Raw genomic sequence first — 13,953 nt, forward strand, 5'->3', positions numbered from 1 at the left:
TCAATATGAACTCGAATATTGAGACGCTGGCGAGCGTGCGCATCGAACCGACTGCGGACGTTTACAAAATTGTCGACTTATTGAATCGGACCTTAAAGGGTCAGGATTTAATGTTCGGTTTGTCACTTGAGAAGAAAGTGAACGATCCGAAGAAGGAAGAGATGGTCTTCACCATCTATCGTACAGAATGACCAGAAAAGCAAAATGGATCGTCTCATTACTGGCGGCACTGATTGGTGTCGTCCTTGTCTTTAGCGTGATGTATCGATTCACCATCGGTCATACAGAGAATCAAAAAGAAAAGCTCGTCGAAACGGCGATGGCACGATTGACTGAAGAATCTCCAGACGCGAGAGTGGGTCAGGGAGAACTGTTCAATGGGACAGAGGCATATGTCGTCTTCCCAGAAGTAGACGGGAATTCCATTTGGTTTGTCCCATTGGATAAAAAGCTGGAGATCGAGCAACGAGAAATCGGTGAAGTGGACGCTACTGACGTCTGTTCGAAGTCGGTTGAGGAGACAGGCGGACAACTGGTCAGCTGTAAGGTTGGTTTTGACGAACGGGCACTCATCGAAGTGGTCACGAAAGCGGATGCGTCTTATACGTATTCGTACTATACGCTTCAGACCGGAGAATTTATTCGACGGGTCCAATTGACCGATCAAATGTAATGAATTAGAGGGGGATTATGATGGAACATCTATTAGCGAAACGTGTAAAACAACTCACACCATCGACTACTTTGGCGATTACAGCTAAGGCGAAGGCACTGAGAGCTTCAGGCAAAGATGTCATTGGTCTCGGCGCGGGTGAACCTGATTTCAACACACCAGAACGAATCATCGACGCTGCTTGTCAAGCCGCTCGAGATGGAGACACAAAATACACGCCATCTGGCGGGACAGTCGCGTTGAAGGATGCCATCATTGAAAAGACGAAACGCGATAGTGGATTGTCGTTCGAACGCAACGAGGTGATGGTTGCTTCAGGTGCGAAACATGCCCTATACGCTCTGTTCCAAGCTATTTTAGATGAAGGGGACGAAGTGATTGTCCCAGCCCCATACTGGGTCAGTTACCCGGAACAAATCAAATTGGCAGACGGAGAACCTGTCTTGGTCGACACGAATGAAGAGACGTCATTTAAATTGACGCCAACGCAACTCGAGAATGCGATTACAGCTCGTACAAAGGCCGTCATTTTGAACAGCCCATCTAATCCGACGGGAATGATTTATACGAAAGAGGAGCTACAGGCACTCGCCGATGTCGTTCTTCGCCATAATCTTCTCGTCGTTAGCGATGAAATTTATGAAAAATTGATTTACGGTGATGCGTCGTTCGTATCGATTGCGACCCTTCCGAATATGCGTGAGCGGACAATCATCATCAATGGGGTATCGAAATCTCACGCGATGACAGGTTGGCGAATCGGATATGCCGTTGGTGATGCAAAAATCATCGGCGCGATGACGAACTTGGCCTCACACTCGACATCAAACCCGACATCTGTCGCACAAGCGGCTGCGGTAGAAGCGTACAATGGACCGCAAGAAGATGTGGAAATGATGCGTCAATCGTTCGAGGATCGACTTGAAATCGTCTACGACCGTCTCGTCAAAATCCCTGGCATCACTTGTTTGAAGCCACAAGGTGCATTTTACTTATATGCCAATGCGAAGGTCGCGGCCTCAGAGAGTGGCTATGACACCGTTGATGCTTGGTGTGAAGCTGTTCTTGAAGAAGCAAACGTGGCACTTGTGCCTGGTTCGGGTTTCGGACAAGACGATTACGTACGATTATCCTATGCAACTGAATTAAAACGCGTATTAGAAGCGCTCGATCGAGTAGAAGACTTCGTTACGAAGCGCGCTCGATAAGCGAAAGGATGGAAAAGAATATGACAACTATTTCGATTAACCAATTTAAAGATTATGAAGGCCAATCGGTCCGTGTAGGGGCCTGGATTGCCAATAAACGTTCAAGTGGTAAGATTGCTTTCCTTCAATTACGTGATGGAAGCGGTTTTGCTCAAGCAGTCGTTGTAAAAGCTGACGTGGCGGAAGAGTTATTTACGTTAGCCAAAGGGATTACTCAAGAAACTTCGGTTTGGGTCACAGGGAATGTCAAATCTGATGGCGGACGTACACCACTCGGATTTGAATTGGAAGTGACAGATTTAGAAGTGATTGCGGAATCGATTGATTATCCAATCACACCGAAAGAACACGGAACGGAATTCTTGATGGACAACCGTCACTTATGGCTCCGTTCACGTCGCCAACACGCGATTATGAAAGTTCGTAACGAAATCATTCGTGCGACATATGAATTCTTCAACAAAGAAGGATTTGTCAAAATCGATCCGCCAATCCTTACGAGCAGTGCTCCGGAAGGGACGACAGAATTGTTCGAAACAGATTATTTCGGTCAATCAGCCTACCTTTCTCAGACGGGTCAATTGTATATGGAAGCAGCGGCGATGGCCCTCGGAAAAGTATTCTCGTTCGGTCCAACGTTCCGTGCGGAGAAATCAAAAACACGTCGCCACTTGATTGAGTTCTGGATGATTGAGCCGGAGATGGCATTCGTCGATCATGACATGAACCTTGAGATTCAAGAGCAATACGTCTCATACATTGCACAGGCAGCACTTGCGAACTGTAAAAATGAACTGGAACTGCTTGGACGTGACCTTGAGAAATTGGCACAAGTACAAGCGCCGTTCCCTCGTGTTCGTTACGAAGATGCCATCAAGTTCTTGAAGGCAGAAGGATTCGACGACATCGAATACGGTGATGATTTCGGTGCACCGCACGAGACGGCGATTGCCAACGCACATGATCAGCCGGTATTCATCACGCATTGGCCAAAAGAAATCAAACCGTTCTACATGAAAGTAGACCCTGAGAATCCAGAACTTGTTCTGTGTGCGGACTTGATTGCACCAGAAGGATATGGTGAAATCATCGGGGGATCTCAACGTGAGGACGACTACGATCGTCTAAAAGAAGAGATCATCAAGGAAGGTCTCGACGAAACGGATGCGTATGATTGGTACCTTGAACTTCGTCAATACGGTTCGGTCCCACACTCTGGTTTCGGACTTGGTCTCGAGCGTACGGTCGCATGGATCAGTGGAATCGAGCACATCCGTGAAGCGATTCCGTTCCCACGTCTTTTAAACCGAATTCACCCTTAACGATTAATCGGGGAAGACACCATGTCCTCCCCGATTAATGTGTCTTAGAAAGGAAGTGCGACATGGATGCACATCAATTGATTCAATTATTCGAGCAAAGTCCGGTCGTCATTCCACGAAAGCTGTTCACCGATGCGAGACGCCTCGATTTGTCACCCGTCGAGTTCAGTCTGATCGTCCATCTTCTAGAAATGACTGGAGAAGGCATCGTCATGCCGCTCCCGAGTGAGCTAGGGAAACGATTGAATGTTTCAGAGAATGAGGCGCGCTCAGTGCTACTTGGTCTGTTGCAAAAAGAGTTGATCGCGATTGACGCTTCAAGTGATGGCGAGCGATATAGCCTATTGCCACTTTTCGAAGCGTTACAAGGGGAAGAGAAAGTTGCGTCACAGCAGACACTGAATGAGAATATCATTCATACGTTTGAGAGGGAATTTGGAACGATCACCCCGTTCGAGATTGAACAAATTGTCGGCTGGATGACGGAAGATGGCTTCAGCGAAGAACTCATCATGGCCGCACTTCGTGAAGCGAAACTTCGAAACGTGCGAAACTTCAAATACATGGACAAAATCCTGCGCGTTTGGCAAGACCATCATGTCGAATCGCTCGAGGATGTCGTGGAATATCAACGGAGGAATAAGTGATGTTGACGCGAGCACAATTACAGGAAGTGTCAGATACGATGAAGCAGATGTTCCCAGACGCTCATTGCGAGTTGACGCATCAAAATCCCTTTGAATTGGTCGTCGCGGTCGCGCTCTCCGCACAAGCGACGGATGCGCTCGTCAACAAGGTGACACCAGGATTGTTTGAAGCGTTTCCGACTGTCGAGGCGATGGCTGCGGCTGACGTGTCTGAGATTGAGGCATTGATTAAACGGATTGGTCTGTACCGTAACAAAGCGAAGAATGTAAAAGCACTCTCAGAAAAAATTGTGAACGAGCATGGGGGGATTGTCCCTTCTGACCGAGCATCGTTAGAGGCGCTCCCCGGAGTCGGTCGTAAAACAGCAAACGTCGTCCTTTCTGTTGCATTCCATGAACCGGCGTTTGCGGTTGACACACATGTGGAACGAGTTTCCAAGCGTCTCGGTATTTGTCGCTGGAAAGACAATGTTCGACAAGTCGAGGATACATTAATGAAAAAGTTTCCACGCGAGGAATGGTCACAACTTCATCATCAATTCATCTTCTTCGGACGATATCATTGCAAGGCACAACGCCCAGGCTGTGAGACATGCCCACTGTTGCATATGTGCCGAGAAGGAAAGAAACGAATGAAGTCACAGGAAGTTACCAAATAAAAACGCATCGACACGAAAGGTGTCGATGCGTTTTTGGTTAATGATTCCAAGGGTGGTCGCTCCATTCGCGACGTTTTTTCGTGATTGGCACTTTTTTGAAGCCCCAGTTTCGGAAATCTTGGTCCGGACTTTCTTTACGGATGTAAATTTTGTCCTTAATGGCTTTAAAGATTCGGTTCTCGTCCCCATAATGGACGAACCGTGGTTTCACTTCAATCACGCCACGACGAACGCGAGAAAGTGGCAGACAGACGAGGTCAGCGATTTCTAAGCCAGATTGATACATCGTGTTCTGCTTCTCAGAGAAGATGAAGCCTTTAATTTTTTGACGGCTCTTTTCGACGTCTAAATGAACGGTACCTGAGTTGAAAATATCAAAGAATGCTTTTTGAATCAGTAAGTTCTGATAATCGTCTCGGGATTCCAGGACGACACGGGCGCTTACTGCCTCTGTTTCTTCTAAAAACGCATAGAATGACTTCATCAGGTGAGCGAATGCGACGACATACGGATCTTTTGGTGTCGAATAAAAGTCATGAAGCTTTTGTTTATCGACCTCGACACTGACGATTGTACAGTCGATTCCTCGCAAAAATTCAGGGAGTTTATCCCAAAAGTCGCGCAACATATCAATCGTGATCCCATCTTCTTTTCCGTAAGGATGTTCCGCTTTTAAAATTTCTTTCAAATGAAGTGGGATATGCTCCGTTTTGAACACATCTCGTTTGAACGCCTGAAGACGTCGTTTCAATTCACACGGTAATCCAGTCTCGTCTGCATCGATTGAATACTTATATTCCATCAGCACGCCAGTCAAGTTAAATTGCGTATTTCCCTTCGGTGTGCCTGTTTCGTCGACGAACATGACATACTTCTTTCCACTTTCCATCCAATCCCTCCAAAACGGCTTAACAGTAGCGTCTTTAAGCACCCTATTTTATTTCCAAATGATAATTTGGTCAATCTATTGCACAGATATTGCACATTTTTTTTAGAATGACATCAATGAGGTTTATCGGTGTGTCATCTTGGATAAACAGTAGAAGTGCTATTATCATAGAAAAGCAATCGAATCATACATAACGAGAGCTTTTCAATTTGGATACACAATCGCTTACATACTAGTTTAACATACGGGAGTTTGGTACGATATGTGTTGCGGTATTTCCACACAAGTGTCGACCGACAGAAGTCGACAATCAGACCTGAGACGGAAGGAACGAGTGGACCGACCTGTTAATATGTATGTATGGGGTGACGACATTGTTCCATTATCCAAACGGTAAAAAGGCAAACGTGACAAAGACAACAAAGGGGGAAGGAATTTCGAAGCAATCATCGAATTCTCAAACCTATGCGAATCGCGGAATGAACTTGGAGACGCTGTTAAATGAAACGAATGAGTTTTATCGGATTCATCAACGAGCCGTCATCCACAAAAAACCAACCCCTCTCCAAATCGTCAAAGTCGACTATCCGAAGCGAAGTGCCGCCAAAGTAACGGAAGCCTATTTCAAACAGGCATCTACGACCGATTACAACGGTGTTTATCGTGGTAGGTACATTGACTTTGAAGCGAAAGAAACGAATAATAAGACATCGTTTCCGCTCGGCAATTTTCATGACCACCAAATCGCCCACATGCGTGAGTGTGAACGTCATGGAGGGATTTGTTTTGTCATCATCCGCTTTAGTCGCTATAATACGCAATATGTATTGACCACCGAGCAACTTGTTCAGTGGTGGGAACAACGGTTAACGGGGCGCAAATCGATTCCGCTCAGCTTTATCGAAAAGGAAGCGATTGAAGTTCCGACGAGAGCCTTGCCGTCGATTGATTATTTGACGGTGCTCGATCAATGGCTCGATTGAATAGAAGGAGTGAACCATGAATGGAGCGAAGTAGGGTCGCACGTCGACAAGATTCGACGACGAATAAACGCAAAAAAACTGGGAAACAACCAAAGACGAAAAGTAAGAAACCGATGTGGAAACGCATCTTTTTATTAGGTTTCATGTTATTTATTGCTGCGGTAATCGCATTCGGCGCATATACGGTATATGCCATTGCGACGGCACCAGAACTAGATGAAGATAAACTTGTCGATACGTATCCGATTCAGTTGCTTTCGGCTGAAGGAGAACCGCTCGAAGGGGCGGGTCAGATTCGAGAGTATGTCTCCATCGACGACATCTCTGAAGTGATGCAACAAGCGGTCGTGTCCATTGAAGACCGTCGTTTCTATGAGCATAACGGGATTGACTTACGTCGAATCGGCGGAGCCGTCGTTGCCAACTTGACAGAGGGTTTCGGTGCAGAAGGTGGATCGACCATCACTCAACAATTGGTCAAGCAGTCGTTCCTTTCGACAGATAAGAAGTTGAAGCGTAAGCTTCAAGAACAATGGCTCGCACTCAAACTCGAGCGTGAGTATACGAAAGAACAGATTTTAGAGATGTACTTGAACAAAAACTATTACGGTAGTGGCGGATACGGTGTGCAAACCGCATCGAAACGTTACTTCAATAAGCCGGTCTCTGAGGTCAATTATCAAGAGGCCGCGATTCTCGCAGGTCTCCCGCAACGTCCAAGTGCCTACGATCCAATCAACGGTGATCAGGAGTTGACTCGCTACCGTCAAGAGCAAGTCTTGTCTGCAATGAAACGTGACGGACATATTTCTGAGGAACAATACAATGAGGCACTCGATGTTGCCATTGCTGACGTCATCTCACCAGGTGAAGAGACGGAAGAAGAAGCGTTCACACGTGCGATTTACTCTCGTGTATTGAATGAGTTAGAAGAGGACTATGGTCTTGAACAGTCAGATATTTACGGGACTGGTTTGAAAGTTTATACGTCAATCAACAAAGAGTTACACACAAAAATCAACAGTGATATTAAATCGAATAATGTTAATTTACAAACAAGTAGTTTCCCTGAAGATTTACGAATGGGTGCAACCGTCTTGAATACAAAGACCGGTGAAATTGTCGCTATCGTAGACAGTCAACAGGCGAAGCAAGGTGATACCACATATCGTGACTACTCAAATGAGAAGTATCAAATCGGATCGACAGCTAAACCATTTTTCGATTATGGTCCTGGAATTGAAAATGGGCAGTGGTCGACAGGTAAAGTGTTGCTTGACGCTAAATTAGATGGCACATATAGTCCGAATAACTATTATTCAGGTTTCCGTGGACCAAATACGATGCGCCAATACTTGAAAATTTCAGCGAACACGCCAGCAGTTCGTGCTTTCCAAGAAGTGCGGGATGAGTATGGACAAGAAGCAATCGAATCGTTCGTTAAAAATGTAGGTATCGAACCTTCATATTCTGGCGATGAACTCAACGAATCTAATGCTTTAGGTACGGCAGAAGCGAGCACGACACAGATGGCTGCAGCTTATGCAACACTTGGTGCGAATGGGATGTATACAAAACCGCACTTGATTCAAAAAATTGAATTCAATGATGGTTCAAGTATTAATTCACCGATTAAAGCCAAGCAAGCGATGGAAGATTATACAGCGTATATGTTGACAGACATGCTTCGTGATGTTGTGAGTGCTGAAGGTGGAACTTATGTACCTGGCGCATTCCCATGGGACGTAGCAGGTAAAACGGGTACGACGAACGAGCCTAACTCTACAAATCCGAAAGATAAATGGTTTACTGGTTATTCTACGGATTACTCGATCTCAGTATGGACAGGAAAAACGAAAGATTCGACAGTCGCTTCGTTCGATCCAGACTATGCCCAATACTATTTCGAATATATGATGCAACAAGTGACGAATGCGACGGGACAACCGGATCGATTCCAGCGTCCAGACTCAGTCTTGTCACTTGGCAATGAGCTTTATGTAAAAGGAACAAAACCAAAAGATCTTCAACCTGAGAAGTTGGTTGCTCCGACTGGGGCAAGTGTTAACTACGATGAAGAAGGTCAAACCGGTTCTGTCTCATGGTCATACGATTTCGATGGTGCACAAGCCGATGGTTATACGGATATCACGTTCACGGTGACACAAAAGTCAGCCGATGGAAGTGAGCAAGTCGTCGGAACGACCGGGGAGACGAGTGTGAATATTGCAAACTTGGCCGAAGGAGACACAACGTTTACTATTGTCGCAAATGCGTCGAACCCGTTGACGGGAGAACAGCAATCGGCACCGGCACAAGCGAGCTATTCGATTGAACCGAAAGAGGAACCGACGGAAGAAGAGGAAAACCCTACTGATGAGGGGAATTCCGAAGATGAACCATCAGACGAAAATAACGGGAACGGGAATGATAACGGAAACGGGAATGGTAACGGAGACGGAAACGGCGAAGATACCACCGACGAACAAACTCCTGATGAACCGGCTACGGATGAAGGTTCTGGCGAAGGTACAGACGAACCAACTGACGGAGATGATTCAGGAACTCCGTTAGAGGGACAATCCAATGGTGAATCGTCAGACACGAATCGTGGAAACAATAATTCAAACAATGGGAATAACTAAGGAGAGCAGGGCGACATTGTGCGCCCTGTTTTTCGTTTGACTTTGTTATAATGAAAAGAAAGGGAACAGGATGGTGACACATGGTTCAACTCTCTTTAAAACGCAAGATGAAAGTATTACTTGTCATGGATCGACTGCAAGACGATGATTTCGGCGTGCCTCTCGGTGGACATCTCGGGTTAAAGCTTTCACATGTGCTCTTAAAAGAGTCCATACCGTTTGGGCGTCTCATCCAGGACCAAACCGTCGCCGAAGCAATCGGACATGCTTACTTGAAACGAATCGGAGTCGAGACCATGTTCACGGGCGAAGAATCCTATTATCCAGAACTTCTTCGTGGCAACCGTCAACTCATCTCAACAAACGAAGATTATTATAAAACGGTGCAACGCTACGTCAAACATCTTTTAGCGGTTCATTCGAAATGTACGAAACTACATACCATCGTCTTGTTCGGACGGTCGACGCAACGTCTGTTTTCAGATGCGCTCTTCCGTCTCGAAGAAGAAAATGAGCATGTCGCTGCTACATTTAAAGACATGGCCATCTTTCAGATGCCCGCTGTATCGAGAGTGGTACGAGATGAACGGATTCATCAAATCCGACAAGTCGTAGCGGACCTTGCACCTTCGAATGCGTAATGAAAGAAGGTGACTAGATGCGAAAATCTCGCTCTGTCGAAGAAATCATAAAAGAATTAAGAGATGATCCTGGTTTTTCAAACCACGTACGTCATTGGCACACGGTCGATGCACGTCCGGCCCAATATGCCCCAATTCCAGAGCAGGTGCCTGAACAATTGGTGAATGTACTTAAGAATCGTGGAATTGAACAGCTGTATACGCATCAAGCCGAGGCTGTGAAACAAACGGCGGCTGGCCATTCGACGGTCATCGTAACACCTACGGCATCAGGAAAAACACTGTGTTATAACTTACCCGTCCTATCCAAGATGATTGAAAAACCTACAGCACGTGCGCTTTATCTTTACCCGACAAAAGCACTCGCGCAAGATCAAAACAGTGACTTGATGGAGATGATCGAAGCCCTTGAAGGGAATTTGCGATGCTTCACTTATGATGGCGACACATCACCTGCGGCACGAACGAAAGTTCGCGATGCGGGCAATATCGTTATCACGAATCCCGATATGTTACATTCCGGCATCTTACCTCATCATACGAAATGGATTCGTCTATTTGAGAACTTAGAATACATCGTCGTCGACGAACTCCATACGTATCGCGGCGTGTTTGGCAGTCACGTGGCGAACGTGTTTCGACGTTTAAAACGAATCTGCGCCTATTATGGTAGTCACCCAAAATGGATCATGACATCGGCGACCATCGCGAATCCGCTTGAACTTGCCGAGCTATTGACGGAAGAAGAAGTCGTATTAATCGATCGAAACGGGGCACCTCAAGGCAAGAAACACCTTGTCTTCTATAATCCGCCTGTCGTCAATGAAGCACTCGGAATTCGTCGTAGCGCAACGCTCGAGACGAAACGAATCGCCTCGAGGCTCGTGGAAGCGAACATACAAACGATTGTATTTGCGCGGTCGCGCGTACGTGTCGAGGTGCTATTGACCTATTTGCAGGAACTAACACGGCGGGAGCTCGGACCAAAGTCTATTGTCGGTTACCGTGGCGGCTATCTTCCATCTGAACGCCGAGAAATCGAACGACGGTTGCGGAACGGGGAAATCAAAGCGGTCGTTTCGACAAACGCGTTAGAGCTCGGTGTCGATATCGGTCAACTTCAAGCATGCGTCTTAAATGGATATCCAGGGACAGTCGCTTCGTTATGGCAACAGGCTGGGCGCGCCGGTCGTCGGCATTCAGAGTCACTCGTTGTATTTGTCGCATCCTCGTCATCACTCGACCAACTCGTCGTCGAACAGCCGGACATGATTTTAAATCGCTCACCGGAAGCGGCACGTCTTGACCCGAATAACTTGATTATTCTAGTAGACCACATCAAATGTGCCGCTTTTGAGTTGCCGTTTCAAAAGGGAGAGCGGTTCGGAACAGTCGACACGGAAGATATATTAGAGTTTTTGACGGATGCTCACGTCTTACACGAACGGGCCGATAGGTACTATTGGATGACGGATTCGTTCCCGGCCCATGACATCTCGCTTCGGACGAGTGATCAAGAGAATGTCGTCATCGTCGATCAGACGGCGAAGCATCAAGTTATCGGTGAAATGGACACGTTCAGTGCCATGACGTTGTTACATGATGAAGCGATTTATTTGCATGGAGCCGAACAGTACCAAGTCGAAAAACTCGATTTTGAGGAGAAGAAAGCATATGTCCGCCGGGTTGACGTTGACTACTATACGGATGCGAATTTAGCAGTTGAACTGAAAGTACTCGAAGAGAACAAGTCAGACGGAGCGAAGACGTTTGGTGAGGTATCGGTCATCGCGATGGCCACCTTGTTCAAGAAAATAAAATTCGGGACGCATGAGAACATAGGGTCGGGTCCGATTCATCTACCGGAGCGAGAGTTGCATACGACAGCTACATGGTTCACGTTAGATGAGCGATTCGCCTATTCGGAGGCGGACCTCGAAGATCAACTTGAAGCGGTCAGCGATTTGATGAGGCGACTTGCGCCACTTTATCTCATGTGTGACACGCTCGATTTATTCACTACGATTCAGATGAAGTCGACGCATACGAGTAAGCCGACCGTTTATTTGTACGACCGGTATCCAGGAGGCATCGGTCTCAGTGAGGCACTCTATAAAGATGCAGACATGGTGCTTGAAGCGGCAGAACGGACGGTATCCGACTGTCCATGTGAGAGCGGATGCCCCCGTTGTGTCGGCATGATTGGATACGGTGATTTCAAACAGCAAGTCATCCGTCAGTTGCAAGCATTGAAAGGAACGATATGAAAGCTAAACTATCTAGATTAATCAAAACGAACGAACCTGGCCCAAAAGCTAAGGTCACGAGCCCTGACGAAGTGGAGCAACAAAAGTGGAAGGATCATGGGGGCGAGATTTTAACGTTTGAGGGGGAATGGTGTGTCCGGATTCGAAAGACATATCCGCTCGACGAGGTGTATCACGACTTCAAGTTTGGAGAAGCAAGAAAGATGATGCGTCAAACCGAGCACCCGTTTTTCGTCGTCGACTTAGAGCCCGACCAAGTCCTGTTCATGGATACGGAAACGACCGGGTTACGCGGTTCAGGAACATCAATCTTTTTGATTGGATTTGCTAGGATTCAAGAAGGACACCTTGAAATGATTCAATACGTGTTACCTCATCCGGCGTTTGAAACCGCCTTTTACTATCATTTCTTGCAGGATATCGGAGATGAGGTTCGTTTCGTTACCTATAACGGGAAATCATTTGATTGGCCCCAAATCAAGACGAGACATACATTCGTCAAATCCAGGGTGAAACAATTACCTTCAGTGGGTCATGTCGATTTACTTCACGCTGCAAGACGATTGTTAAAACCGAGGCTTGAATCGGTATCATTAAAAGCAGTCGAAGCATACTTCGGTCATGAACGAACGGACGACCTTCCTGGATTCTTGGCGCCGATGCACTATTTTCAATATGTCAAAGAGCGGAATCCTGAAATATTGCTCCCGGTCCTCGAACACCATCATGCGGACTGTTTAAGCCTTGTCTCTTTGTATACACGTCTCAGTCAACTCGTTACGACCCCGGTAACTGATTTTGGAGAGGAACGTGCTCACTGGTTACATGACCTTGGCGAACAAGATCAAGCGCTGAGGGAGTTTGAGCAACTCTCGAGTCCATCGAAGCGTTCCATCATGCGGCAAGCGATGATATTAAAACGAGCTGGACGATTCGAGGAGGCCATTCCGCTATTTGAGTCGCTTCATACGATTGAAGGGTATGTCGAACTCGCCAAGTATGCAGAGCATAAACAAAAAGACATCGCTTTGGCGATTGATTACACGGAGCGAGCCATGAAGCTACTCGAACAAAAGCGAACAGTGCTACGTCAAACTATCGACCGTGAGAAAATTGAATTGGAGCATCGACGAGCTCGCCTAGAAAGGAAGCAAACATGAAAGTAGTAGCCGTCACAGGATATCGTCCTCATGAACTCGGCATTTTCAAAGCGGATCATCCAGGAATTGAAATCATTCAAGAAGCTTATCGGAAAAAGATACTTGAAGTCATCGAATTAGGTGCTGAATGGTTCATATTAAGTGGAACGAATGGTTGTGAATTGTGGGCTGGACAAGTATTGTTAGAGTTAAGAGAAACCTATCCGATTAAAATTGCCGTGTTTCCTCCATTCTTAAATATGGACGAGCGCTATAAACCATTCGAACAAGAACTATTTGTGCAACTGCAACTCGAGGCAGACTTTTTTGAACCGCTGACACAGCGTCCATACGAAGACCCGAGTCAACTACGCGCAAAAACGGCATTCTTTTTAGATAAAGCAGAAGGATTGATCACCTTGTATGACGAAGAAACGGAAGGAAGTCCCCGCTTTTTAGTCGATGGGGCTCGGCGGAAGCCGAACATGGAAGTTTTCCTAATCACACAAGAAGATTTACGAGTCATTGAAGAAGAAAAACAATGGGAACAACAATGGGAGTGATATGATGCAAACGGAATTAACAGCAGAAGCGATTTATAAACAAGAATTCAAGACGGCGTTACGTGGTTATTCACAAGAAGAAGTCGATCAATTTTTAGATGTCGTCATTCGCGATTATGAAAAAATGGCGAAAGAAATCGAGCGTCTTCAAAAAGAAAACGACTCGTTGCGACGGGAACCTGCGCCTGCGTCGGAACCAGTTAAACCAGCACAACCGGTTGCGTCAAATTATGACATGTTACGCCGTATCTCAAATCTCGAAAAAGCGGTCTTTGGAAAGCAAGTCGGTCCAAGCGAATAATGAATAGGGGGTGGAG

General features: G+C 46.3%; 14 protein-coding genes. 13 read left to right on the top strand and 1 reads right to left on the bottom strand.

Going from position 1 to position 13,953, the window contains the following annotated elements:
- Positions 1-5 precede the first annotated feature (5 nt).
- From KNO78_RS03040 to nth, 6 genes are all read left to right on the top strand, one after another.
- On the top strand, positions 6-191 hold the full coding sequence (locus KNO78_RS03040) for a YpmA family protein (protein WP_159562144.1): 186 nt from the start codon (positions 6-8) through the stop codon (positions 189-191).
- Positions 188-673, top strand: a complete 486-nt coding sequence (locus KNO78_RS03045) for a hypothetical protein (RefSeq protein ID WP_214691023.1) — start codon at positions 188-190, stop codon at positions 671-673. Before KNO78_RS03040 ends, KNO78_RS03045 begins: the two co-directional genes overlap by 4 nt.
- A gap of 20 nt (positions 674-693) precedes the next feature.
- Positions 694-1,881, top strand: a complete 1,188-nt coding sequence (locus KNO78_RS03050) for a pyridoxal phosphate-dependent aminotransferase (RefSeq protein WP_214691022.1) — start codon at positions 694-696, stop codon at positions 1,879-1,881.
- A gap of 20 nt (positions 1,882-1,901) precedes the next feature.
- Positions 1,902-3,203: an asparagine--tRNA ligase gene (gene asnS, locus KNO78_RS03055; protein ID WP_159562147.1), complete on the top strand. Its 1,302-nt coding sequence runs from the start codon at positions 1,902-1,904 to the stop codon at positions 3,201-3,203.
- Between the two features lie 62 nt (positions 3,204-3,265).
- The gene (locus KNO78_RS03060; RefSeq protein ID WP_214691021.1) at positions 3,266-3,850 is read left to right on the top strand and encodes a DnaD domain-containing protein; all 585 of its coding nucleotides are present in this window, start codon (positions 3,266-3,268) and stop codon (positions 3,848-3,850) included.
- On the top strand, positions 3,850-4,509 hold the full coding sequence (gene nth, locus KNO78_RS03065; RefSeq protein WP_214691020.1) for an endonuclease III: 660 nt from the start codon (positions 3,850-3,852) through the stop codon (positions 4,507-4,509). The genes KNO78_RS03060 and nth overlap by 1 nt, the downstream gene beginning before the upstream one ends.
- Before the next feature lie 37 nt (positions 4,510-4,546).
- Here the strand turns inward: nth and KNO78_RS03070 are convergent, their stop codons facing one another.
- The gene (locus KNO78_RS03070) at positions 4,547-5,398 is read right to left on the bottom strand and encodes a DUF3800 domain-containing protein (RefSeq protein ID WP_035387865.1); all 852 of its coding nucleotides are present in this window, start codon (positions 5,396-5,398) and stop codon (positions 4,547-4,549) included.
- 356 nt (positions 5,399-5,754) lie between these two features.
- Between KNO78_RS03070 and recU the strand changes: the two genes are divergently transcribed.
- The 7 genes from recU (at position 5,755) to gpsB (ending at position 13,937) form a co-directional block, all read left to right on the top strand.
- Positions 5,755-6,381, top strand: a complete 627-nt coding sequence (gene recU, locus KNO78_RS03075) for a Holliday junction resolvase RecU (protein WP_015881499.1) — start codon at positions 5,755-5,757, stop codon at positions 6,379-6,381.
- A 20-nt stretch (positions 6,382-6,401) separates the two neighbouring features.
- The gene (locus tag KNO78_RS03080; RefSeq protein WP_214691019.1) at positions 6,402-9,026 is read left to right on the top strand and encodes a transglycosylase domain-containing protein; all 2,625 of its coding nucleotides are present in this window, start codon (positions 6,402-6,404) and stop codon (positions 9,024-9,026) included.
- 80 nt (positions 9,027-9,106) lie between these two features.
- Positions 9,107-9,667 carry a hypothetical protein gene (locus KNO78_RS03085; protein ID WP_159562151.1) on the top strand — a complete coding sequence of 187 codons (561 nt, stop codon included), beginning with the start codon at positions 9,107-9,109 and terminating at the stop codon, positions 9,665-9,667.
- Positions 9,668-9,684: 17 nt separating this feature from the next.
- Positions 9,685-11,934 (top strand): DEAD/DEAH box helicase, encoded by a 2,250-nt coding sequence (locus KNO78_RS03090; RefSeq protein ID WP_214691018.1) that lies wholly within the window; start codon positions 9,685-9,687, stop codon positions 11,932-11,934.
- The gene (locus KNO78_RS03095; RefSeq protein ID WP_214691017.1) at positions 11,931-13,094 is read left to right on the top strand and encodes a ribonuclease H-like domain-containing protein; all 1,164 of its coding nucleotides are present in this window, start codon (positions 11,931-11,933) and stop codon (positions 13,092-13,094) included. Before KNO78_RS03090 ends, KNO78_RS03095 begins: the two co-directional genes overlap by 4 nt.
- A complete protein-coding gene (locus KNO78_RS03100; protein ID WP_214691016.1) occupies positions 13,091-13,636 on the top strand; it encodes an SLOG family protein in 546 nt (181 codons plus the stop codon). Before KNO78_RS03095 ends, KNO78_RS03100 begins: the two co-directional genes overlap by 4 nt.
- A 4-nt stretch (positions 13,637-13,640) precedes the next feature.
- The gene (gpsB, locus tag KNO78_RS03105) at positions 13,641-13,937 is read left to right on the top strand and encodes a cell division regulator GpsB (RefSeq protein ID WP_084543127.1); all 297 of its coding nucleotides are present in this window, start codon (positions 13,641-13,643) and stop codon (positions 13,935-13,937) included.
- The last annotated feature ends 16 nt before the right edge of the window (positions 13,938-13,953 follow it).

The organism is Exiguobacterium sp. s132 (genome assembly GCF_018617235.1).
GTDB classification, from domain to species: Bacteria; Bacillota; Bacilli; order Exiguobacteriales; family Exiguobacteriaceae; genus Exiguobacterium; species Exiguobacterium profundum.